The sequence below is a fragment of the Sporosarcina sp. FSL K6-3508 genome (assembly GCF_038615825.1).
In the GTDB taxonomy this organism is placed as follows: domain Bacteria; phylum Bacillota; class Bacilli; order Bacillales_A; family Planococcaceae; genus Sporosarcina; species Sporosarcina newyorkensis.
In genome coordinates this window covers 3,360,942-3,383,054 of sequence record NZ_CP152016.1, presented here as the reverse complement: position 1 = coordinate 3,383,054, position 22,113 = coordinate 3,360,942, and the positions used below count along the sequence as shown (strand labels likewise).

26 protein-coding genes, 1 riboswitch and 2 other annotated features are annotated in these 22,113 nt (G+C 43.7%); all 26 genes read left to right on the top strand.

The annotated features are described in order from the left end of the window. Window positions 1–10: 10 nt before the first annotated feature. Window positions 11–120, bottom strand: a riboswitch (SAM riboswitch). A 164-nt stretch (window positions 121–284) separates the two neighbouring features. Next, the gene (locus MKX97_RS16890) at window positions 285–482 is read left to right on the top strand and encodes a hypothetical protein (RefSeq protein ID WP_009499090.1); all 198 of its coding nucleotides are present in this window, start codon (window positions 285–287) and stop codon (window positions 480–482) included. 267 nt (window positions 483–749) lie between these two features. Continuing rightward, a complete protein-coding gene (locus tag MKX97_RS16885) occupies window positions 750–1,352 on the top strand; it encodes a biotin transporter BioY (RefSeq protein ID WP_342536539.1) in 603 nt (200 codons plus the stop codon). Further along, on the top strand, window positions 1,349–2,353 hold the full coding sequence (gene bioB / locus MKX97_RS16880) for a biotin synthase BioB (protein ID WP_009499088.1): 1,005 nt from the start codon (window positions 1,349–1,351) through the stop codon (window positions 2,351–2,353). Before MKX97_RS16885 ends, bioB begins: the two co-directional genes overlap by 4 nt. A 229-nt stretch (window positions 2,354–2,582) precedes the next feature. Further along, entirely contained in the window at window positions 2,583–3,053 is a 471-nt protein-coding gene (locus MKX97_RS16875) for a CtsR family transcriptional regulator (RefSeq protein WP_009499087.1), read from the top strand. 11 nt (window positions 3,054–3,064) lie between these two features. Further along, complete coding sequence (locus MKX97_RS16870) at window positions 3,065–3,616, top strand: UvrB/UvrC motif-containing protein (RefSeq protein ID WP_342536538.1); 552 nt, start codon at window positions 3,065–3,067, stop codon at window positions 3,614–3,616. Next, complete coding sequence (locus MKX97_RS16865; protein WP_009499085.1) at window positions 3,606–4,694, top strand: protein arginine kinase; 1,089 nt, start codon at window positions 3,606–3,608, stop codon at window positions 4,692–4,694. The genes MKX97_RS16870 and MKX97_RS16865 overlap by 11 nt, the downstream gene beginning before the upstream one ends. Before the next feature lie 191 nt (window positions 4,695–4,885). Next, a complete protein-coding gene (locus MKX97_RS16860) occupies window positions 4,886–7,333 on the top strand; it encodes an ATP-dependent Clp protease ATP-binding subunit (protein ID WP_040759940.1) in 2,448 nt (815 codons plus the stop codon). A gap of 82 nt (window positions 7,334–7,415) precedes the next feature. Then, window positions 7,416–8,786, top strand: coding sequence for a DNA repair protein RadA (radA, locus tag MKX97_RS16855; RefSeq protein WP_009499083.1), 1,371 nt, complete (start codon window positions 7,416–7,418; stop codon window positions 8,784–8,786). Between the two features lie 144 nt (window positions 8,787–8,930). Continuing rightward, window positions 8,931–10,013, top strand: coding sequence for a PIN/TRAM domain-containing protein (locus MKX97_RS16850; RefSeq protein WP_009499082.1), 1,083 nt, complete (start codon window positions 8,931–8,933; stop codon window positions 10,011–10,013). Window positions 10,014–10,041: 28 nt separating this feature from the next. Then, window positions 10,042–10,722, top strand: coding sequence for a 2-C-methyl-D-erythritol 4-phosphate cytidylyltransferase (gene ispD, locus MKX97_RS16845; protein WP_078818702.1), 681 nt, complete (start codon window positions 10,042–10,044; stop codon window positions 10,720–10,722). Between the two features lie 13 nt (window positions 10,723–10,735). Further along, window positions 10,736–11,215: a 2-C-methyl-D-erythritol 2,4-cyclodiphosphate synthase gene (gene ispF, locus MKX97_RS16840; RefSeq protein WP_342536537.1), complete on the top strand. Its 480-nt coding sequence runs from the start codon at window positions 10,736–10,738 to the stop codon at window positions 11,213–11,215. Window positions 11,216–11,293: 78 nt separating this feature from the next. Further along, window positions 11,294–12,754, top strand: a complete 1,461-nt coding sequence (gltX, locus tag MKX97_RS16835) for a glutamate--tRNA ligase (protein ID WP_342536536.1) — start codon at window positions 11,294–11,296, stop codon at window positions 12,752–12,754. Window positions 12,755–12,809: 55 nt separating this feature from the next. After that, window positions 12,810–13,025 (top strand) — a binding site (T-box leader). Window positions 13,026–13,230: 205 nt separating this feature from the next. After that, a complete protein-coding gene (gene cysE / locus MKX97_RS16830) occupies window positions 13,231–13,905 on the top strand; it encodes a serine O-acetyltransferase (protein WP_342536535.1) in 675 nt (224 codons plus the stop codon). Next, on the top strand, window positions 13,886–15,286 hold the full coding sequence (gene cysS / locus MKX97_RS16825) for a cysteine--tRNA ligase (RefSeq protein ID WP_342536534.1): 1,401 nt from the start codon (window positions 13,886–13,888) through the stop codon (window positions 15,284–15,286). The genes cysE and cysS overlap by 20 nt, the downstream gene beginning before the upstream one ends. A 4-nt stretch (window positions 15,287–15,290) precedes the next feature. Next, window positions 15,291–15,710 carry a Mini-ribonuclease 3 gene (locus MKX97_RS16820; RefSeq protein WP_009499076.1) on the top strand — a complete coding sequence of 140 codons (420 nt, stop codon included), beginning with the start codon at window positions 15,291–15,293 and terminating at the stop codon, window positions 15,708–15,710. Continuing rightward, the gene (gene rlmB, locus MKX97_RS16815; RefSeq protein WP_342536533.1) at window positions 15,707–16,465 is read left to right on the top strand and encodes a 23S rRNA (guanosine(2251)-2'-O)-methyltransferase RlmB; all 759 of its coding nucleotides are present in this window, start codon (window positions 15,707–15,709) and stop codon (window positions 16,463–16,465) included. Before MKX97_RS16820 ends, rlmB begins: the two co-directional genes overlap by 4 nt. Next, complete coding sequence (locus tag MKX97_RS16810; protein WP_342536532.1) at window positions 16,462–16,974, top strand: NYN domain-containing protein; 513 nt, start codon at window positions 16,462–16,464, stop codon at window positions 16,972–16,974. The genes rlmB and MKX97_RS16810 overlap by 4 nt, the downstream gene beginning before the upstream one ends. Window positions 16,975–17,056: 82 nt before the next feature. Further along, window positions 17,057–17,695 (top strand): RNA polymerase sporulation sigma factor SigH, encoded by a 639-nt coding sequence (gene sigH / locus MKX97_RS16805; RefSeq protein ID WP_078818379.1) that lies wholly within the window; start codon window positions 17,057–17,059, stop codon window positions 17,693–17,695. Between the two features lie 80 nt (window positions 17,696–17,775). Then, window positions 17,776–17,925 (top strand): 50S ribosomal protein L33, encoded by a 150-nt coding sequence (gene rpmG, locus MKX97_RS16800; protein WP_342536531.1) that lies wholly within the window; start codon window positions 17,776–17,778, stop codon window positions 17,923–17,925. Between the two features lie 56 nt (window positions 17,926–17,981). Beyond that, complete coding sequence (gene secE, locus MKX97_RS16795) at window positions 17,982–18,167, top strand: preprotein translocase subunit SecE (RefSeq protein ID WP_009499072.1); 186 nt, start codon at window positions 17,982–17,984, stop codon at window positions 18,165–18,167. 105 nt (window positions 18,168–18,272) lie between these two features. Continuing rightward, entirely contained in the window at window positions 18,273–18,809 is a 537-nt protein-coding gene (gene nusG, locus MKX97_RS16790; RefSeq protein WP_040760196.1) for a transcription termination/antitermination protein NusG, read from the top strand. Window positions 18,810–18,980: 171 nt separating this feature from the next. Next, window positions 18,981–19,406, top strand: coding sequence for a 50S ribosomal protein L11 (gene rplK, locus MKX97_RS16785; RefSeq protein ID WP_029053289.1), 426 nt, complete (start codon window positions 18,981–18,983; stop codon window positions 19,404–19,406). Window positions 19,407–19,526: 120 nt separating this feature from the next. Continuing rightward, on the top strand, window positions 19,527–20,225 hold the full coding sequence (gene rplA / locus MKX97_RS16780) for a 50S ribosomal protein L1 (RefSeq protein ID WP_040759935.1): 699 nt from the start codon (window positions 19,527–19,529) through the stop codon (window positions 20,223–20,225). A gap of 44 nt (window positions 20,226–20,269) precedes the next feature. Further along, window positions 20,270–20,410 (top strand) — a sequence feature (ribosomal protein L10 leader region). A 30-nt stretch (window positions 20,411–20,440) separates the two neighbouring features. Continuing rightward, complete coding sequence (rplJ, locus tag MKX97_RS16775; protein WP_009499068.1) at window positions 20,441–20,941, top strand: 50S ribosomal protein L10; 501 nt, start codon at window positions 20,441–20,443, stop codon at window positions 20,939–20,941. Between the two features lie 66 nt (window positions 20,942–21,007). Beyond that, the gene (rplL, locus tag MKX97_RS16770; RefSeq protein ID WP_009499067.1) at window positions 21,008–21,370 is read left to right on the top strand and encodes a 50S ribosomal protein L7/L12; all 363 of its coding nucleotides are present in this window, start codon (window positions 21,008–21,010) and stop codon (window positions 21,368–21,370) included. Between the two features lie 92 nt (window positions 21,371–21,462). Beyond that, window positions 21,463–22,077, top strand: coding sequence for a class I SAM-dependent methyltransferase (locus tag MKX97_RS16765; RefSeq protein ID WP_342536530.1), 615 nt, complete (start codon window positions 21,463–21,465; stop codon window positions 22,075–22,077). The last annotated feature ends 36 nt before the right edge of the window (window positions 22,078–22,113 follow it).

The following is a 22,113-nucleotide window of genomic DNA, read 5'->3' as shown; positions in this document are numbered from 1 at the left end:
GACCAGTTCCCTCTCATCTTTCAGTGTGCCATTTCGGCATACTGCTGGAAGTAGCACCTTGCCCATCGGCTGGTTGCTGAAGCGTCTTTGGGCCAGTCCCTCTGCTTCTCTTGATAAGATATGATTCTTATTAAATTATTTCGATAATTCTAACCATATCATAGCGGCTTTGTAGGTAATCGTCAAGTGAATGTTTGATGAAGTTCTTGAAGACCGGAGTGCGCATAGAGAAATTTACTGAAACATGGTAAAATTAAAGGAGTAACTTGAAAAGGTGAGGAATCATGCAGTTTTTTAAATACTCCATTCCGATAGCGGCACTTGTCGGCACGCTTGCCTGGATTATGTTGGAGAATAATTATGAAGAAGTACCGTGGGATTCGCGTGTTTGGATTACCTTTGGCGCCGCTGCATTAAGTGGTGTACTTGCTTTTTTTCTTTTCAGGAAAGAAAAAGAAGACAAAGTCGATAAAAAGAAATAGGAGCTGCCCGAGAAGTCATGTTCATCTGACTTCCCGGGTAGTTCTTTTTTTGCAGAGAAAGCATTTTGTTCATTCTAAGAAATTGCCAGCAGGGGTAGATGTGGGTCTTGTCTGTTTCTTTCTTGCCTTATTGGATAAGAAAAGGGTGTCATTCCTTACATATAAGATGTTCCATAAATTATTAGTTAACTTAAATTAAAAACGAGTTGACAATCAATGAGTCAACCATTACTATTTTTATAGTAACTCAAAATAGAAAGAGGTGTCATGATGACGACAGCTTCGGAAGGACGTCCGCAAAGTAAATTCAGTACATTGTCAATTGTATATAGTGGAATGTTTGCTGCTTTAATGATGAATGGGGCTAATATCACTTCTTTCATACCATTTTTAGTAGTCGGGGGAGTACCTATTACATTGCAGACATTTTTCGCTGTTTTGTCAGGATTGTTATTGGGTAGCCGTCTTGGTGCATTGTCGATGACTGTCTATATGATGGTCGGCCTTGCAGGGGCTCCTGTATTTGCTAAGTTTCAAGGTGGATTTGGCCAAATCTTAAGCCCGACATTTGGTTTTATCGTTACTTTCATCTTGATTGCTTATGTAGCAGGTAAAATCGTGGAGCGTAAGAATACACTGCCATCTTATATTATTGCATCACTTGTTGCGACAGCAATCAACTATTTATTGGGTACGAACTGGATGTATGTCGCCTATAAAGTTTGGGCTGCGGCGCCAGAGGTGTTTACGTACAAAATTGCATGGCTTTGGATGATTCCTCCATTACCGAAGGATATTGTGCTAGCCGTACTGGCGGGAATATTCGCATTTAGAATTTCAAAACATTTGAAAGTGAGGCATACATTTTGACGAACTATCAAAGGCTGGCTGACCAAGTTTTGAAAGGTCACGTATTAACAAATGAGGAAGCGCTTTCAATATTAAATAGTCCGGATGAAGATTTGCTGTTGCTGCTTCATGCGACGTACTCGATCCGATCCCATTACTATGGAAACAAAGTAAAACTTAATATGATCATCAATACGAAGTCGGGGTTGTGCCCGGAAAACTGTGGCTACTGTGCCCAGTCGATTGTGTCAAAAGCACCGGTTGAAAAGTATGCAATGATGAAATCAGAAGAAATATTACAAGGTGCAGAGCGAGCTGCTGCAAATAAAGCGGGCACTTATTGTATCGTGGCAAGTGGACGAGGACCTCGGGCTAGTGAGCTTGAAATCGTTATTGATTCCGTCAAGCAAATTAAAGAGAAACATAAAGGAATGACCGTTTGTGCATGTTTAGGAATTCTGAAGCCAGAACAAGCCGCACGCTTGAAAGAAGCAGGTGTAGACCGATACAATCACAACTTGAACACCTCTGCCGAACACCATGAAAGCATCACTACGTCGCACACATACGATGATCGTGTAAACACAGTAGGACATGTAAAGGAAGCGGGAATATCTCCTTGCTCTGGCGTAATAGTCGGAATGCGTGAAACAAAAGAGGATGTCATTTCCATGGCACACAGCCTGCGGATACTCGATGCAGACTCCATTCCAGTCAACTTCCTGCACGCCGTGGATGGGACGCCGCTAGAAGGGACCTCTGAACTGGATCCGCGCTATTGCTTGAAGGTACTTAGCCTATTTCGTTTCATCAATCCAACAAAAGAAATACGAATTTCGGGTGGACGCGAAGTGAACCTTCGCAGCCTTCAACCACTTGGCTTATATGCTGCAAACTCTATCTTCATCGGTGACTATTTGACAACATCGGGTCAGGAAAACGACAAAGACCAACAAATGTTAGAAGATATGGGCTTTGAAGTGGACTTGGAACCATTGAAGAAAGAACCTATGACTATATAAGAGAGATCTAACCGCGCAGACAGCTTGCGTGGTTTTTTTCGTTCAATGAAAAACATGAAAAGATCTTGAATAATCCTCCATGTAGAGAGACAGCCTAACGCAAGACATGCAAAAAAATCAAACATACATATTAAAACAAATCAATTGCATCTCACGCATTTTCTGCGATACAATCAAGTCAAAGATAGTCAAAGTCAACTAAGAGAACGAGCAGAAACGAGGTGACGAGATGCGGAACATTTCTGACATTATTGAAGGGTATTTGAAGTCCATTATCGAAAAGGAAGACAGTGCCTCTGTTGAAATCAAACGGAATGAAGTCGCCGAGAAATTCCAATGTGTTCCTTCGCAGATCAACTACGTAATCAAAACTCGCTTCACAGTCGAGAGAGGCTACGCAGTAGAGTCAAAACGCGGAGGCGGTGGATACATTCGGATTTATCGGGTGCAGACGAATTCACGGAAGGACTTGCTCGAGCAAGCGCTGGGAAGTTTGGAAGCGGGAGCATCCTCTACGATGGCTGAAGATGTAATTATTCGTTTGATTGAAGAAGAAGTGATTACAGAGCGTGAAGCCAAACTTATGTTAGCTGCGGTGGGTCGAGCCACACTGCGCTATATGCTTCCTGAACGAGATGCATTGCGTTCGCGAATACTCCGCGCCATGTTAGTCACATTGATTTATGAAGAAGTAGAATGAGGTGATGATAAATGCTTTGTGAAAACTGCAAAGAACGTCCGGCCACTGTGGTTTTTAAACAAGAGACAATGAATGGCACGACAGAGCGGCATTTATGTGATAAATGTGCGTTTTACTCCCAGACATTTTCATTCAGCCCTGATCAAGAGCCGTTGTCCATTCAACAATTTCTGGCACATTGGCTTGGAGGTTCAGAATTATTACAAGGTCAAAAGTCGAATGAGACTTTGCCTGATGGCCCCAAATGCCCGAGTTGCGGACTGACTTTTCATAGGTTTTTAGACATTGGGAAATTTGGATGTGCGACGTGCTACGATACTTTCCGCGAGCAGCTGCCACGAGTGTTTGCTAAATTGCATAACGGCAATACAAATCATGGTGGTAAGGTACCAGTCTCCTTCAATGAACGGTTTGCTTTGAAAAAACAATTAGAGGACATCCGCACAAAAATGAAGGAAGCGGTAGAAGCTGAGCGTTTTGAAGAAGCTGCCGTATTACGAGATGAAGCCAATACAGTAAAAAAGCAATTGGCCGATGGAGGTGACGATCAACATGTCATTTGAAAAATTCATCAAACAAGAGCTGACAGGCTGGATGGTGGCAAAGGGAGAACATTCGGATATCGTCCTATCTACAAGAATCAGATTAGCACGCAACCTGCAAAGTTACCTATTCCCTATTTGTGCTTCTGAAGAAGACGCTAAACGTGTCAATGAAGCAGTTGACCAAGCGGTGGCTACTATGGAAGAGCATCATTTTGCGGGCACGTCGATGTCAGACCTATCGCCTCTTGAGAGACAAATATTAGTTGAGAAACATTTGGTAAGCCCACAGTTAATCGACCCAGATAAATACGGTTCGGTCCTGCTTTCAGAAGATGAAACAATCAGTATTATGGTGAATGAAGAAGACCATATACGTATCCAATGTATTTATCCTGGCTTTCAAATCGATACTGCCTATGAGCAGGCGAATCAAGTAGACAGCGAGATAGAACGAAACTTGGATTATGCTTTTGATGAGACGTTTGGCTATTTGACTAGTTGTCCATCCAACACAGGAACCGGTATGCGGGCATCTGTCATGATGCATTTACCGGCTCTCACCATCACCAAGCAAATTGAACGGATTATTCCTGCAATATCACGTCTTGGGATGGTGGTGCGCGGTAGCTACGGAGAAGGCAGTGAAGCCCTTGGAAATATTTATCAGATATCCAATCAAACAACACTTGGCAAGTCTGAAGAAGAAATATTGAAGGATCTGGACAATATATCAAAGCGTTTGATTGCACACGAGAAAAAGTCCCGTGAAATATTATTAGCGAAATCACAGGTCCATTTGGAAAATCGGCTTTACCGTTCGCTTGGTACGATTACTCATGCCCGTATACTACCTTCCGCAGAAGCAGCCAGATGTTTGTCCGATGTCCGTTTGGGTATTGATTTAGGTATCATAGAAAATTTAGACATGGCAATTTTAAATGAATTAATGATTTTCATGCAGCCAGGTTTCCTTCAGCAATATGCGGGTACAGAATTAACATCAGACCAACGCGACGTATTTCGTGCAAAATTATTCCGTGATCGCTTAGGAATTGAATGTACGCAAGCTCCAGGAAACAATTCTGAAAAGTCCTGAGCATACTTTTTGCAAGATCGTCAATTTGGATTTATAGTTAATCAAAGATAGTCAAAGTCAGTATTGAGGTTTAAATTACGGCTTTTTATGAAATGATATGAATAGGTATAGAGTGAAGGATTAAAGCAATGAGGATTCAACTGGCATAACATAGAATAGGTTCTATTTATGAAGAAAAGAGGGGAATGGATATGATGTTTAATCGATTTACACAACGTGCGCAAAAAGTTTTGCAACTGGCTCAAGAAGAGGCAATACGCTTAAAACACGAATCAATTGGTACAGAGCATATTTTACTTGGATTGATCCGAGAAGGCGGTGGAATTGCAGCGAAAGCGCTGGACGCCATTAGTGTCAATGCGGATACGATTGAACGGGAAGTAGAGGCTCTTGTAGGCGTGGGCTCGAAAGATGTAGGACCGATCGTTCATTATACACCGCGTGCAAAACGCGTCATCGAGCTTTCGGTTGATGAATCCCGTAAGCTGGGTCATTCCTATATTGGTACAGAACATATTTTATTAGCATTAATCCGAGAAGGAGAAGGCGTAGCGGCTCGCGTCCTGAACAATGCGGGCGTCAGCTTAAACAAAGCTCGCCAGCAAGTTCTTCAGTTACTCGGCAATGATGAAAGTTCAGTTGGCAGTACTTCAAACAACGCTTCTGCCGCTACACCGACATTGGATAGTTTAGCTAGAGATTTAACAGAGATTGCACGTGAAGGCACTTTGGATCCAGTTATTGGACGAAGCAAAGAGATTACGCGTGTAATTGAAGTGCTGGCTCGTCGTACCAAAAACAATCCAGTCTTGATTGGAGAGCCTGGTGTTGGTAAAACTGCAATCGCAGAAGGGTTGGCACAGCAAGTAGTCAACAATGAAGTACCTGAAATCTTACGTGACAAACGTGTTATGACGCTCGATATGGGTACAGTTGTTGCGGGCACGAAATATCGCGGTGAATTTGAAGACCGCATGAAAAAAGTGATGGAAGAGATTCGTCAGGCAGGAAACATCATTCTGTTCATCGATGAATTGCATACATTGATTGGCGCGGGCGGAGCGGAAGGTGCGATCGATGCATCTAATATCTTAAAACCTTCTCTCGCTCGAGGAGAATTACAATGTATCGGCGCTACTACATTAGATGAATATCGTAAATACATTGAAAAAGATGCAGCACTTGAACGTCGATTCCAGCCGATCCAAGTAGATGAACCAACGGTGGAAGAGACTATCCAAATCATTAGAGGACTTCGTGATCGCTATGAAGCGCATCACCGAGTGAAGATAACGGATGAAGCAGTAGAAGCAGCTGCGAAAATGTCTGATCGCTATATTTCCGATCGTTTCTTACCGGACAAAGCGATTGATTTGATGGATGAGGCAGGATCTAAAGTTCGTCTTCGTTCATATACGACTCCTCCAAACTTGAAGGAATTAGAAGTGAAGCTAGAAGCGATCCGTTCTGAAAAGAATGCAGCTGTTCAGAGCCAAGAGTTTGAAAAAGCGGCTTCTTACCGTGATACAGAGCAGAAGATGAAGGAAGAATTAGAAACAACAAAAGCAGCATGGAAAGAAAAACAAGGAAAAACAGAGTCTGAAGTAACTGTCGATGATATCGCTGCAGTTGTAGCGATGTGGACGGGAGTCCCAGTGGATAAGATTGCGGAAACCGAATCAGCTAAATTACTCAAAATGGAAGAAATCCTACATGAGCGCGTGATTGGTCAAAATGAAGCAGTCTTAGCGATTTCACGAGCAATCCGCCGTGCGCGTGCCGGATTGAAAGATCCGAAACGTCCTATCGGTTCATTTATCTTCCTAGGTCCAACAGGTGTTGGTAAAACAGAGTTGGCTCGTGCGCTGGCAGAAGTGATGTTCGGTGATGAGGATGCTATGATTCGTATCGATATGTCCGAGTATATGGAGAAACATGCAACGTCTCGTCTTGTAGGTTCACCTCCAGGTTATGTAGGCTACGAGGAAGGCGGCCAACTGACAGAAAAAGTTCGCCGTAAACCATACTCCGTTGTCTTACTGGATGAAATTGAAAAAGCACACCCGGATGTTTTCAATATTTTACTTCAAGTGTTGGAAGACGGACGCTTAACAGATTCTAAAGGTCGGACGGTAGATTTCCGTAATACGGTCATGATTATGACGTCAAACGTTGGGGCTACTGAGTTGAAGAAAAACCGATATGTCGGATTCAATATCCAAGACGGCGAATCTGATTATGAAGATATGAAAGAAAAAATGCTGAGCGAGTTAAAGAAAACGTTCAGACCGGAGTTTTTAAACCGTGTGGATGACATGATTGTATTCCATTCACTGGAGAAAGAACATTTGCGACAAATTGTCAGCCTAATGTCTGAAGATCTTGCGAAGCGATTAGCAGAACAAGATATTGAGCTTGTGTTGACAGAAGCTGCACAGGATAAGATCACCGACGAAGGGTATGATCCGGAGTATGGAGCTCGACCATTGCGCCGGGCGCTACAGAAGCACGTAGAGGATCGTTTATCTGAAGAATTACTAGAAGGTAAAGTTCTTATGGGTGAAAAAGTAGTGATTGATGTGAACGACGATAAATTCGTGGTACGGACAGAAAAACAAACTGAATCCGTAAGTAACTAACTAAATAAAAATCCGGATAGCTCGCTCGCTTAGAAATTTAAAAAGCGCAGCGAGCTGTCCTTTTCGTATAGGGAGAGAGAATATGGCTAAGCGTAAATCTAAATTCATGTGTCGTTCCTGTGGATACGAGTCTCCGAAATGGATGGGACGCTGTCCAGGCTGTGGTGAATGGAACACGATGGATGAAGAAGTGGAAATTGTGCAAAAAGGTCCCCGTGCAGCTTTTCAACACGGTGAAAAAGTGAAGCAAAAGGCCTTACCGATTAGTGCGGTTGAAATGGTGGAAGAGCCGCGTGTGAAAACAGAATTGAATGAACTGAATCGCGTGCTCGGTGGGGGGATTGTGCCCGGCTCACTTGTATTGATTGGCGGGGATCCGGGGATAGGAAAGTCGACATTGTTGTTGCAAGTATCTTCGTTGCTTGCCAACCAGCAACAACGCGTCCTGTACATATCCGGCGAGGAGTCGATACGACAGACAAAGTTGCGGGCAGAAAGATTGGGTGTCAAATCAGATGAGCTGTATATTTACGCAGAAACAGATCTAGGTATGATCCATGAAACAGTCGATGAAGTGAAACCGAAATTTCTTGTTGTGGACTCCATTCAGACAGTACATCATCCCGAAGTTACTTCTGCCCCTGGGAGTGTGTCGCAAGTTCGAGAGTGTACTGCGGAATTAATGCGGATTGCCAAGACGCAAAATATCGCGATTTTCATCGTCGGTCATGTTACAAAGGAAGGGCAGATTGCAGGACCGAGGTTGCTCGAACACATGGTGGATGCCGTCCTTTATTTTGAAGGAGAGCGCCATCATACCTACCGTATTCTACGGAGTGTGAAGAACCGTTTTGGTTCGACCAATGAAATCGCTATTTTTGAAATGCTGCAGTCTGGGTTGAAGGAAGTATTGAATCCTTCCGAATTATTCCTGCGTGAACGATCTCAAGGAGGCGCGGGTTCGACCATTGTTGCTTCGATGGAAGGAACACGTCCGATATTAGTAGAAATACAGGCGTTGATTACACCTTCTAGTTTCAACTATCCGAAGCGGATGGCGACGGGCCTTGATCAAAATCGCGTTTCTTTGCTGATGGCGGTTCTTGAAAAACGTGCAGGCATGTTATTACAAACTCAAGATGCGTATATTAAGGTGGCTGGGGGAGTAAAGTTGGATGAACCGGCGATCGATTTAGCAGTGCTGTTAAGTATCGTGTCGAGTTATCGGGATACCGCGGTAGGGGTTGGAGATTGTTTTATTGGTGAAGTAGGGTTAACGGGTGAGGTAAGAAGGGTATCAAGAATTGAGCAGCGTGTCACAGAGGCTGCCAAGCTGGGGTTTGAGCGGATTATCATGCCGTCATCCAATATGGGGGGATGGGATGTACCGTCAGGCATCCAAGTAGTCGGGGTTGAAACAATCTCGGAGGCGCTTGGAATTGCTTTTAAGTAAGTAGACTGGTTGAAGCGTTAAGAAACCTTTGCCGCATTTAGATTGTCCTAATAGAAGTGAGGGGGCAATAAACCCCTCGCTTAACCTAAGCGACTTACTGTGATTCGTTGTATACTAATAGGAAGGAAAAGGAGGTGAAAGAGAATGTTGAAAAGAGTAGTCCAGGTTTCTTTCCTGTTAATCGGAGGAACTCTCGGTGTTTTATTTTTACCGTACTTATTTGCCATGTTCGCTTTTACGTCACGCCCCGCGATAGAAAACGCATACGTCGAAGCTGTTTTAGGAGCAATCATTCTATATTTATTTAGCTTATTTTTAACAGAACCGATTGTGGACTTTATTAAATGGATTGAAGAACGACTTTTGAAGGCGCCGATCATGCATTTGCTATTCGGTACTATAGGTTTAATCGTAGGGTTAAGCGTAGCGTTTTTGGTCAGTTTCGGATTGAATGCGATTGAGATTCCTGTTATTTCATCTGTACTGCCCGTCTTGCTATCCATACTTCTAGGGTATTTAGGTTTCCAGGTAGGTTTTAAGAAATGGGAAGAGTTTATCAACGCTTTCTCTAATTTGCGCAATACAACGATAAAAAAGAAGGAGCCGACTGAAACTGTGGCGCCTCAGAAGAATGTTTATAAGCTACTTGATACAAGTGTCATCATTGACGGACGTATCGCGGATATTGCGGCTACTGGATTTTTGCAAGGAATTCTCGTCGTTCCTCAGTTTGTGTTAACTGAACTGCAACACATAGCCGACTCATCCGATACATTAAAGCGAACTAAAGGGAGACGCGGTTTGGATATTCTAAAGCGTCTGCAAAATGACGACGGACCGACCGTGCTCATCACGGATGAGGATTTTAACGATGTAGCGGAAGTGGATTTAAAACTTGTGAAGCTGGCAAAGAAGATGGAAGGTCTTGTCGTGACGAATGACTTTAATTTGAATAAAGTCTCTGATTTGCACGGAGTGGCAGTCTTGAACATCAATGATTTGGCAAACGCAGTTAAACCGGTCGTTATTCCGGGAGAAGAAATGCATGTAGTCGTCATCAAAGATGGTAAAGAACATAACCAAGGTGTAGCGTACTTGGATGATGGCACGATGATTGTCATTGAGGATGGCAGAACGCATATCGGGCAGGCAATTGATGTCGTCGTAACAAGTGTTCTTCAAACATCTGCGGGACGAATGATTTTTGCAAAACCGAAAGGCCGGTGAATCGGCTACAGAAAGCAGAGGACTTAATGTGAATTATACAGTAATGATCCCGGCTGCAGGCAGTGGAAAGCGTATGGGTGCCGGTCAGAACAAACTTTTCTTAGAGATCGGCGGATTGCCGATTTTGTATCATACGGTGAGTGTTTTTTTAGAGGATCCTCACTGTGAGGAAATTATTATAGCTGTAAAGCCTGAAGAACAAACTGTCATTAAAGAAATGCTTGCAAGAAGTGACAAAGGAAAGACTATTACCTTTGTGAAAGGCGGCGGAGAACGGCAAAATAGCGTAGCCGCCTGCATAGAGACATATGAAGGTAACGGCATTGTGCTTGTACATGATGCCGCAAGACCTTTCCTTGATTCGTCTGTCATCCGCAAACTGGTCAGCACAGCGAATGAAAAAGGTGCAGCAATTGCAGCAGTGAGAGCAAAGGATACAATCAAGCTTGCGGCGAATAATGTCGTGCAGCAAACGCTGGACCGTGAGAATTTATGGTTAGTTCAGACGCCGCAAGCATTTCGATATGAATTGCTGAAAAGAGCTTCTGATGCAGCAGTTCGAGAAGGTTTTCTCGGGACTGACGAATCGATGCTTGTAGAGCGCATAGGATACAGCGTGCAAATTGTAGAAGGTTCATATGATAATGTAAAAATGACGACCCAGGAAGATCTAGCAATTGGCGAAGTCTTGCTGGAAAGAAGAAAGTAGGAGGAATCACCTCATGTTTCGAATTGGACAAGGTTTTGATGTACATGCATTTGCAGAAGATCGCCCCCTCATTATTGGAGGCATCACAATCCCGCACACAAAGGGATTAATTGGCCACTCGGATGCAGATGTCTTATTGCATACAGTGACAGACGCGGCACTCGGAGCGATTGGAAAAGTGGATATCGGCACACACTTTCCGGATACAGATGAAGCATTCAAGGATGCGGATTCTGCTGTATTACTGGAGAAAGTTTGGGGAATGGTCAAAGAAGAAGGTTATCGTCTAGGGAATATCGATTGCACGATCATTGCGCAACGACCGAAGATGGCGCCGCATATCGGTGACATCCGTCAACGTGTAGCAGAATTATTGGAAGCGGATCTAACTCAAGTAAATGTCAAAGCAACGACTACGGAACGTCTTGGGTTCCCAGGGCGTGAAGAAGGTATCGCTGCGATGGCTACGATCTTATTGATGAAAAACGAGTGACTTTCAAAAAAAACAACACAATGCTAAAATAGATAGGCAATTAACTTCTTTCAACAATCAGAACGGAGAGGGACAATTATGACACAAGAAGTACGTGTGCGCTACGCACCAAGTCCGACAGGCCAACTACATATTGGTGGCGCGCGGACCGCTTTATTCAACTATTTATTTGCCCGCCATTACGATGGGAAATTCATCATCCGAATTGAAGATACAGATACAGAACGAAATATCGAGAGTGGCGAGTTATCGCAGTTGGAGAACCTGACATGGCTCGGTATCCATCATGACGAATCAATCGACGTGGGCGGCGAATACGGACCATACCGCCAGACAGAACGTTTGGAGCTGTACAAGAACTATGCAGATGAAATGCTTGAAAAGGGTCATGCCTACAAATGTTTCTGTTCGCCCGAAGAGCTGGAAGCAAAACGCGAAGCGCAAAAAGCAGCAGGAATCGCAGCACCGATGTATGATGGGACATGCCGCAATTTAACAGCAGAGCAAGTAGCTGAAAAAGAAGCGGCGGGTCTCTCTTACAGCCTTCGTATGCAAGTGCCTGATAATATTACGTACACGGTACAAGACTTAGTTCGCGGTACAGTTACATTTGAATCGAAAGATATCGGTGACTGGGTAATGGTCAAGACGAATGGTATTCCAACTTACAACTTTGCTGTAGCAGTGGATGACCATCTGATGAAGATCTCCCACGTCTTCCGTGGAGAAGAGCATTTGACGAATACGCCGAAACAATTAATGGTATTCGACGTGTTCGGCTGGGAACATCCCCAGCTTGGACATATGACGTTAATCGTCAATGAAGACAGAAAGAAACTTTCAAAGCGTGATGAATCCATTATTCAATTCATTTCACAATATAAAGACTTGGGTTATTTACCTGAAGCGATGTTCAACTTCTTTGCATTGCTTGGCTGGTCACCGGGCGGGGAAGAAGAAATCTTCTCTCACGACGAACTTGTAAAATTGTTCGATGAATCGCGTTTGTCTAAGTCACCGTCTATGTTCGATACAAATAAATTAACATGGATGAACAATCAGTACATTAAGAAATTGTCACTTGACGAAGTGATTGATCTGACGTTGCCGCACTTGCAGGCAGCAGAACTCGTACCAGAAAAAATGACCGAGGAAGAAAAAACATGGGTGCATGATCTAATCGCTTTATACCAAGGTCAATTAAGCTTCGGAGCTGAAATTGTCGAGCTGTCCGCCCAGTTCTTCCAGGACACGGTTGAATATGATGAAGCAGCATCGGAGATTTTGGCGGGCGAACAAGTACCGGAAGTAATGACTTCATTGAAGGGGCAACTGGAAGCTCTTGAGGTGTTTGATGCGCCATCCATTAAAGCTGCCATCAAAGCTGTGCAAAAGGAAACAGGACATAAAGGGAAGAATTTATTTATGCCAGTTCGTGTCGTGACAACAGGTCAAACATCTGGTCCGGAATTGCCGGACGCAATTGCGCTAATCGGGAAAGAAAAGATTTTGCAGCGTGTCGAAAGATTTGCAAAATAATCAATATTGACTTTTCTTTGGATTTGTGTAAAATGAACGTAATATGAATCTTCATAAAAAAGCGTTGAGAAGGAAAGTACATGTTGAATGCTCCAAAGAGAGGGTCATCTAGGCTGGGAATGACCTGAGTTAATTTAACATGGAAATGCACCTTTGAGCGATGAGCTGAACTAATTAGTAGGCCATACGTATCGTCTGCGTTAAAGACATTAAGCGGGAAGAGAAATTTCTTCCAAGCGGAGTGGAACCACGCAACCAATGCGTCTCTGTCATCATAAATGACAGGGACGTTTTTTTATTCTAAAGCGGAAAGCGCCGTCTAGCCTTGACAGACACTGGAGGGCATGCCGAGAAAGGTGCGGTCTTTGCACCTTTTCGGAAAGACCGAAGTGTCCCGAGAGGCTGGCGCTTGAAGCTGGCTGTCACCAAAAGCGGAAAGCGCCATCTGGTTTAACTGAAAAAAAGGGGGAAGTTCAGTGTTCAAACGTATGAAAGAAGATATCCATTGCATTTTTGAACAGGATCCGGCAGCTCGTAGTTCATTTGAGGTGATATTGACATATTCGGGATTGCATGCCATATGGGCACACCGCATAGCCCACGCCTTCTATAAGCGGAATCTTCGTTTTCTGGCGCGTGTGGTATCGCAGGTCAGTAGATTTTTCACAGGGATTGAAATTCATCCGGGCGCAGTAATTGGCAGACGTCTCTTTATTGATCATGGAATGGGTGTAGTCATTGGAGAAACTTGTGAAATCGGAGATGACGTTACGCTGTATCAAGGCGTGACTCTTGGGGGGACTGGGAAAGAAGGCGGAAAGCGCCATCCGACTCTGCATAATAACGTGTTGGTTGCATCGGGAGCCAAAGTCCTCGGATCCATTACGATCGGAGAAAATAGTAAGGTGGGAGCAGGCTCGGTAATCTTGAAAGAAGTACCGCCCAATTCCACAGTAGTCGGAATTCCGGGTAAGATTGTCATTTCGAATGGTGTCCGAGTGAAAGATCGATTGGATCATACGCTGCCTGATCCGATAGCAGATGAAATTAAACGTCTGGAAGGAAAAATTCAAGAATTGCAGCTGCGGACAGAACAGCTAGAATCAACGAATGGAAAAAAGGGAGATTTACATGAGCATTCAACTCTATAACACATTAACGCGTAAAAAAGAGAAATTCATTCCGATAGAAGAAGGAAAGGTCAAGATGTATGTCTGCGGCCCGACTGTCTATAATTACATTCATATCGGAAATGCGCGACCTGTCATCGCATTCGACACCGTCCGCCGCTACTTGGAATACCGCGGCTATGAAGTGAATTACGTTTCGAACTTCACGGATGTAGATGATAAAATCATTAAAGCGGCAAACGAATTGAACGAGGAAGTCGGAGAATTGACGAATCGTTTTATTGAAGCGTATTTCGAGGATGTGGGCGCGCTTGGTTGTGAAAAAGCAACAGCCCATCCTCGGGTAACGGAGCACATTGGTGATATTGTGCAGTTTATTCAGCTGTTGATTGAGAAAGGGTACGCATACGAATCAAATGGAGATGTCTATTTCCATACGCGTGAATTTGACGGTTACGGAAAACTTTCACACCAATCAATCGATGAATTGAAGGTTGGTGCTCGTATTGAGGAGAATGCAATCAAATCAGATCCTCTTGATTTCGCGCTATGGAAAGCAGCGAAGGAAGGCGAGATTTCGTGGGATAGTCCTTGGGGGAAAGGTCGGCCGGGTTGGCATATTGAGTGTTCGGTCATGGCGAGAGAACTCCTTGGAGACACGATTGACATCCACGCAGGCGGGCAAGATTTGACATTCCCGCATCATGAAAATGAAATTGCGCAATCTGAAGCGGCGACTGGTAAAACATTTGCAAACTATTGGATGCATAACGGCTATATTAATATCGACAATGAAAAAATGTCCAAATCACTCGGGAACTTTATTTTGGTTCATGATATTCGTAAGCAGATTGACCCGCAAGTGCTTCGTTTCTTCATGCTGTCTGTACATTATCGTCACCCTGTGAACTTTGCGCAAGACTTGGTGGAGAATGCGGCAAATGGACTTGAAAGAATTAGGACGGCACATCATAACGTACAACATCGGCTGACAACATCTGCTGACCTGGCGGAAGATCCACAACCGTGGCTAGGTCGTATCGATGAGCAGATTACTGCATTTGAAAATGCGATGGATGATGACTTTAATACAGCCAATGCCATCGCTGCAATCTTTGAATTAGCAAAGCAGGCGAATGTCTATTTATTGGAGAAAAATACGGATCGTCAAGTGCTGGAACGATTCTTAGAAGCGTTCGACCAGTTGATGGGTGTCCTTGGCTTACCGTTTGAGAGTGTCGATGAGTTAGTGGATGAAGAAGTGGATGCACTCATACAGGAACGTCTAGATGCACGTAAAAATCGAGACTTTGCAAGAGCGGACGAAATTCGAGATCAATTGAAGGCGAAAGGCATTGTATTAGAAGATACAGCGCAAGGCACTCGCTGGAAAAGAGGGTAACAGCGTGGGGAATTTGCGAGATATAGACGTCAAACAGCTTAATGCACTTGCTCTCGCCTATATGGGTGATGCGGTTTACGAGCAGGCAGTCAGAGAACATTTATTGCGGAGCGGCCGTGTAAAGCCTCAAGTGCTTCATAAAGAAGCTACGCGATATGTCTCTGCGAAAGCTCAGGCACAAATCATCCGGACAATGAGAGAACAACAACTGCTGACAGAGGAAGAAGAGGCCGTCATGCGTCGCGGACGTAATGCGAAGTCAGGCTCTGTCCCTAAAAACACTGATGTCACTACGTATAATTATAGCTCTGCATTTGAAGCGGTCCTCGGTTATGTTTATTTATTAGGCCGACAGGAACGCTTGACAGAGCTGATGGCGAAGGCGATTCATTTTGTGGAACATCCTGAGGAGGAAATGGCATGACGGAACAAGAAATTGAGCTGATCGGCGGAAGGAACCCTGTAGTGGAAGCATTGCGTTCCGGAAGACAGCTAAATAAGATCTGGGTAGCAGAAGGTGTCAATAAGAAAAGCATAGGAGAAATAATGAAGCTGGCAAAAGAGGCAGGAATAGTCATCCAGACGGCACCTAAACAAAAACTGGATGGGATGACGGAGTTGAGCCATCAAGGGATTCTTGCGTCAGTTGCTGCCTATGACTATGCGGAGCTAGACGATTTGTTTGAAATAGCACGTGATAGGAAAGAGGATCCTTTTTTCATCATCCTTGATGAGTTGGAAGACCCTCATAATTTAGGGTCGATTTTGCGGACTGCGGATGCATCTGGTGTCCATGGCATCATTATTCCGAAGAGACGGTCTGTTGGGTTGACTGGGGTTGTGGCAAAAGCCTCGACAGGCGCAATTGAACATATTCCAGTAGTACGAGTCAACAATTTGTCGCAAACTGTGGATGACCTGAAGAAACGTGGAGTTTGGATTGCTGGAACGGACGCATCAAATTCTACAGATTATCGCCACATGGATGCGACGCTCCCTCTTGCTGTCGTTATCGGCAGTGAAGGTAAGGGAATGTCGAGAATTTTGCGTGAGCGATGCGACTTTCTTTATAGCTTGCCAATGGTGGGCCGAGTGACCTCTTTAAATGCTTCAGTGGCAGCGGCATTGCTGATGTATGAAGTTTTAAGAAAGCGCCAATCTGCCCAGGCGACATCATGAAAAAAGATGTGCTGCTCGTTGATGGCTACAACGTCATCGGGGCATGGCCTGAACTGCAAGCGTTAAAAAAAGAGGACTTTGCGCAGGCGCGAGATCGTCTGATTGAGCGAATGGCTGAATACCAAGCGCATAAAGGCTGGCGTGTGATCGTAGTTTTTGATGCGCATCTAGTGCCGGGTATCGAAAAACGTAAGAAGCAATACCGCGTGGATGTAGTCTTTACTCGAGAGAATGAAACGGCAGATGAGCGGATTGAAAAACTTGTGTCTGAACTATCGAATCGATTGACGCAAATTCATGTAGCGACTTCAGACCTTGTGGAACAATGGGTCGTGTTCGCACAAGGAGCGCTTCGTTTGTCGGCTCGGGAGTTAGAGTTGGAGATGAAAGAAGTTGATCGGATGATTGCCTTGAGAGTCAGAAAGATTCAAGAGAATCGTCCTTTTTCGAAAATCCCGCTAACAGATGAGGTTGCGGCGGTCTTTGAAAAGTTGAGACGCGGGCAATGAGCAGTTGACGTAAAAAAATTCCACGTCTATACTAACTTTATTAAACCAATAGAACTCTGGGGTGGAGAGGTTGGTGCGGAATATGAAAAATGGGAACAGTAAAAATGATTTTTCTACACTTTCAGATGAAGAGATGATTGAACGAATTCATCAAGGAAACTCAGATATATTAGATTTTTTAATCACGAAATTTCAGCCGATTGTCCGCATGAAGGCCAGGACATACTTTATCATTGGTGGAGATCGGGAAGATATTGTACAAGAAGGAATGATCGGACTGTATAAGGCGATTCGTGATTATCGACCGGATCGGTTGAGTTCATTCAAGGTATTTGCTGAACTTTGTATAACGAGACAGATTATCACAGCCATCAAAACAGCAACTCGCCAAAAGCATATTCCGCTCAATACCTCGGTTTCACTGGACAAGCCCATGTATGATGAGGAACAAGAGCGTACGTTGCTCGACATCATTGCAGGATCTACATTAGATGATCCTGAAGATTTAATGATTCATAAGGAGAACTTTTCGTTCATGGAAGAAGAGATGAACAAGGTGCTTAGCGCTTTGGAGAAAGAGGTACTGACGCTTTATTTGGAAGGACAATCCTATCGCGAAATATCAGAAGTGTTGAACCGGCAAGTGAAGTCGATTGATAATGCACTTCAGCGCATCAAACGTAAGTTGGAGCACTCTATGGCGATGGATTTGGTACGATGATCACGTCGGAAGTAAATTGACATGTCGTTGGTAAGATGGTACTCTTTAGCAAGACTATTGTCTTGAATAGGTGAATCCAAATGGTTAAAAAAATAATTATATGCTGTGATAATTGTGGTTCGCGAAACTATACTTTGCCGGCTGGTAATCAGGGCCGCGACGGAAGAATCGTCATCAAAAAGTTTTGCAGTCATTGCAACGCGCATACGTTGCATAAGCAAACCATTTGACCAGTTACATAGAGTTCAATGTTGGGCGCTATGTCATTCGGAAGGGTTGGAGAAGAATGAGCAAGATCAGCGATTTTTTGAAAAAAGTGGTTTCAGAGATGCGGAAAGTCAGTTGGCCGAAGCGTAAGGAACTGACGAAGTACACGGTAGTTGTTATTTCAACTGTCATTTTTATGGCTGTTTATTTTGGACTGGTAGATATGGGTATTTCAGAGGTCATGAAATGGTATACTGGTTTATGATAAAGAAAGTATGAATAGCTTGAGAATATCCCGTTTTGATGAATAAACGGGTTTTTTCAGTTTAATTAAAGGAGGGACGGACGCGTAGTCCTCAATGTGATGGAGATGGAGAAAAATTGGTATGTAGTTCATACATACTCAGGATATGAAAATAAAGTAAAAGCCAATCTTGAAAAGCGTGTCGAAACAATGGGCATGCAAGATAAGATTTTCCGTGTCGTCATTCCGGAAGAAGAAGAAACAGATATCAAAGAAGGTAAAAAGAAAACCGTCATGCGAAAAACGTTCCCTGGTTATGTGCTTGTGGAATTGATTATGACGGACGATTCTTGGTACGTTGTCCGAAATACGCCAGGGGTAACAGGCTTTATCGGCTCTTCAGGCGGTGGGGCGAAACCAACTCCGCTATTACCGGAAGAGGTCGAATTCATCCTGAAACAAATGGGAATGAAGGAACAGCGAGTGGACGTGGATTTCGAAGTTGGCGAAAGCGTGACTGTATTGGAAGGACCGTTTGCTCATTTTGAAGGTAAAGTGGAAGAGATCGAATTGGACAAAGGGAAAGTAGTCGTAACTGTCGATATGTTTGGACGCGAAACGAAGATGGAGCTGTCATTTGACCAAGTTGAAAAAATGGATTGATGTGTAATTGGTTTATTTCTACTTGCAAAATCTGTGTAATGGTGATATCATTTCAAAGGTCAGACGTAGTCTGTACGGATAAACCAATTCTACCGACATTGTCGGCAGGCACATATTTGAGTGGGAGGGGCAACCCAATTACCACATCACGGACTTAAGGAGGTGTGTCTCGTGGCTAAAAAAGTTACTAAAGTAGTGAAGTTGCAAATTCCAGCTGGTAAAGCAAACCCAGCACCACCAGTAGGACCGGCATTAGGTCAAGCAGGTGTTAACATCATGGGATTCTGTAAAGAATTTAACGCGCGTACAGCTGATCAAGCAGGTTTGATTATTCCTGTTGAAATCTCTGTATTCGAAGACCGTTCATTTACATTCATCACAAAAACTCCACCGGCAGCAGTATTGCTAAAGGTTGCAGCAAACGTTCAGAAGGGTTCTGGTGAGCCGAACAAGAACAAAGTTGCTACAGTTAAACGTGATAAAGTTAGAGAAATCGCTGAACAAAAGATGCCGGACTTAAATGCGGCGTCAGTTGAAGCGGCGATGGCAATGGTCGAAGGTACTGCTCGCAGTATGGGATTCAAGATCGAAGACTGATTTCGTATCTTCTTGATAAAGCAATGGTTCAAGGTGAAGGCTGCGGTCGTATGAGATGCGCAGCCTTCATTAAGTGGGAGGTTTAATCCGTTAAAACCACAAATGAGGAGGAAAATTCAGATGACTAAAAGAGGTAAAAAGTTTACAGAAGCGGCGAAGCTTGTAGATCGTACAGCAGCGTACTCTGTGAAAGAAGCAATTGAACTTGCTAAAAAAACTACTACGACAAACTTCGACGCAACAGTTGAAGTAGCTTTCCGTCTTGGTATCGATACTCGTAAGAATGACCAGCAAATCCGTGGAGCTGTAGTGCTTCCAAATGGTACTGGTAAAACTCAACGCGTTTTGGTATTCGCTAAAGGTGAAAAGTTAAAAGAAGCAGAAGCTGCGGGTGCAGATTATGTAGGCGATGCAGAATATATCGCTAAAATCCAACAAGGTTGGTTCGATTTTGATGTAATCGTTGCAACTCCTGACATGATGGGTGAAGTTGGTAAAATCGGTCGTGTTCTCGGACCAAAAGGCCTTATGCCGAACCCTAAAACAGGTACTGTAACATTTGACGTAGCGAAAGCTGTTGAAGAAATCAAAGCTGGTAAAGTTGAATATCGTGCGGATAAAGCTGGAATCATCCATGCGCCAATCGGGAAAGCTTCTTTTGAAAACGAGAAGTTGGAAGAAAACTTCTTGACGATCTTTGATACGATTCAAAAAGCAAAACCTGCTGCAGCAAAAGGAACATACATGAAATCAGTAAACGTTACGACAACTATGGGTCCTGCTGTAAAAGTTGATCCGTCTAGCGTAACTGTAAAATAATATATTGACAAGTGTACAGTGATCTGATAAGATTACGCTTGTTATGATGATAACCATTTGTACCGAAGACAGCAGGTGTGGCTTGCCACTTAATGTTCCTGCCGAGGACAAGACGCTCTTTTTTAAAAGATGACGACTTTTCAGCCCTCTATGTCTTAGACAGAGAGGGCTTTTTATATCGGTATAAGTGACCCTAATTTTCAGGAGGTGTCAACATGAGCAAAGTTTTAGAAGCTAAACAGGCGGTTGTAACAGAAATCGCTGACAAGTTGAAAGAAGCAGCTTCTGTAGTAGTTGTGGATTACCGTGGTTTAACGGTTTCACAAGTAACAGAATTGCGTAAACAACTTCGTGAAGCAGGCGTTGAATTTAAAGTTTACAAGAACTCTATGGCACGTCGTGCAACAGAAGTAGCAGGACTTGAAGGCTTGAATGAACACCTTACAGGCCCGAATGCTATTGCCTTCTCAACAGAAGACGTAGTGGCTCCTGCGAAAATCATGCATGATTTCGCTAAAAAGAACGAACAACTTGAAATCAAAGCAGGCGTAATCGAAGGAACAGTCGCATCGGCAGAAGACGTAAAAGCATTGGCAACTCTACCTTCACGCGAAGGTCTACTATCCATGCTACTCAGCGTTCTTCAAGCACCAGTGCGCAACTTCGCACTTGCTACAAAAGCAGTTGCAGAACAAAAAGAAGAACAAGGTGCATAATTACGCATCTTAACTACCGCCGGATAGAACAAACCGGTTAATACAAATTTCCAGGAGGAACTTAAAATGACTAAAGAACAAATCCTAGACGCAATTAAAGAAATGACAGTTCTTGAACTAAACGACCTTGTTACAGCAATCGAAGACGAATTCGGCGTAACAGCAGCAGCACCAGTTGCAGCAGCAGCAGCGGGCGGCGGCGAAGCAGCTGAAGAGAAAACAGAATTTGACGTAATTCTTGCAGGCGCAGGCGCTGAAAAGATTAAAGTAATCAAAGCTGTTCGTGAAATCACAGGCCTAGGCTTGAAAGAAGCTAAAGCACTTGTAGACGAAGCACCAAAAGCTCTAAAAGAAGGCGTATCTAAAGAAGAAGCTGAAGAAATGAAAGCTAAACTTGAAGAAGTTGGCGCATCTGTAGAAGTTAAGTAATTTCTACTTATCTGAGAAAAGCCCGTCTATTTGACGGGCTTTTTTTCTTCATCTACAGTTATTTACGGTAAACCAAAGCAGGAGGCATGAACATGGGAGAGCATTATTATTCTAAAAACCCTCAAGTTTCTAGTGCGCCGAAGGAATGGAAAGCAGAAATTCGGAATAAAGTTTTCACATTTACGACTGATGCAGGCGTGTTCAGCAAAAGTGGAATTGACGAAGGTTCAAAATTATTAGCTGAAACGTTTAAAGAGCCGGACGTTAGGGGAGACTTGTTGGAAATTGGCTGCGGTTATGGACCGATTGCGTTGTCGATAGCCTCTGCTTTTCCAGACCGAATTATCCATATGGTCGACGTTAATGAACGTGCATTAACTCTTTCTAAGCAGAACGCTGAGAAGAATAATATTCAGAATGTAAAGGTTTACGAAAGCAGCGGCGTGGAGCAGGTGGAGTCCGATCACTTTGCGGCTGTTCTGACGAATCCGCCTATACGTGCGGGTAAGCAAACGGTCTTTTCGTTCTATAAAGGTGCCTATGAAAAACTGATTTCAGGCGGAGAGCTATGGGTAGTTATCCAAAAGAAACAAGGGGCTCCTTCCACTGTAGAGTATTTACAGGACTTATTTGGTAATGTCGAGACGGTTGCGAAGAAAAAAGGGTATTTCATTTTACTAGCAAAAAAGGTTGACAGTAGGATTTAATTGTAGTAGCATTATTGAATGCATAAATAATTATAT

Coding starts and splice junctions, on each gene's coding strand:
- MKX97_RS16890 (WP_009499090.1), top strand. CDS start 285: ATGCAGTTTTTTAAATACTCCATTCCGATAGCGGCACTTGTCGGCACG.
- MKX97_RS16885 (WP_342536539.1), top strand. CDS start 750: ATGATGACGACAGCTTCGGAAGGACGTCCGCAAAGTAAATTCAGTACA.
- MKX97_RS16875 (WP_009499087.1), top strand. CDS start 2,583: ATGCGGAACATTTCTGACATTATTGAAGGGTATTTGAAGTCCATTATC.
- MKX97_RS16870 (WP_342536538.1), top strand. CDS start 3,065: ATGCTTTGTGAAAACTGCAAAGAACGTCCGGCCACTGTGGTTTTTAAA.
- MKX97_RS16865 (WP_009499085.1), top strand. CDS start 3,606: ATGTCATTTGAAAAATTCATCAAACAAGAGCTGACAGGCTGGATGGTG.
- MKX97_RS16860 (WP_040759940.1), top strand. CDS start 4,886: ATGATGTTTAATCGATTTACACAACGTGCGCAAAAAGTTTTGCAACTG.
- radA (WP_009499083.1), top strand. CDS start 7,416: ATGGCTAAGCGTAAATCTAAATTCATGTGTCGTTCCTGTGGATACGAG.
- MKX97_RS16850 (WP_009499082.1), top strand. CDS start 8,931: ATGTTGAAAAGAGTAGTCCAGGTTTCTTTCCTGTTAATCGGAGGAACT.
- ispF (WP_342536537.1), top strand. CDS start 10,736: ATGTTTCGAATTGGACAAGGTTTTGATGTACATGCATTTGCAGAAGAT.
- gltX (WP_342536536.1), top strand. CDS start 11,294: ATGACACAAGAAGTACGTGTGCGCTACGCACCAAGTCCGACAGGCCAA.
- cysS (WP_342536534.1), top strand. CDS start 13,886: ATGAGCATTCAACTCTATAACACATTAACGCGTAAAAAAGAGAAATTC.
- rlmB (WP_342536533.1), top strand. CDS start 15,707: ATGACGGAACAAGAAATTGAGCTGATCGGCGGAAGGAACCCTGTAGTG.
- MKX97_RS16810 (WP_342536532.1), top strand. CDS start 16,462: ATGAAAAAAGATGTGCTGCTCGTTGATGGCTACAACGTCATCGGGGCA.
- sigH (WP_078818379.1), top strand. CDS start 17,057: ATGAAAAATGGGAACAGTAAAAATGATTTTTCTACACTTTCAGATGAA.
- rpmG (WP_342536531.1), top strand. CDS start 17,776: ATGGTTAAAAAAATAATTATATGCTGTGATAATTGTGGTTCGCGAAAC.
- secE (WP_009499072.1), top strand. CDS start 17,982: ATGAGCAAGATCAGCGATTTTTTGAAAAAAGTGGTTTCAGAGATGCGG.
- nusG (WP_040760196.1), top strand. CDS start 18,273: ATGGAGAAAAATTGGTATGTAGTTCATACATACTCAGGATATGAAAAT.
- rplA (WP_040759935.1), top strand. CDS start 19,527: ATGACTAAAAGAGGTAAAAAGTTTACAGAAGCGGCGAAGCTTGTAGAT.
- rplJ (WP_009499068.1), top strand. CDS start 20,441: ATGAGCAAAGTTTTAGAAGCTAAACAGGCGGTTGTAACAGAAATCGCT.
- rplL (WP_009499067.1), top strand. CDS start 21,008: ATGACTAAAGAACAAATCCTAGACGCAATTAAAGAAATGACAGTTCTT.
- MKX97_RS16765 (WP_342536530.1), top strand. CDS start 21,463: ATGGGAGAGCATTATTATTCTAAAAACCCTCAAGTTTCTAGTGCGCCG.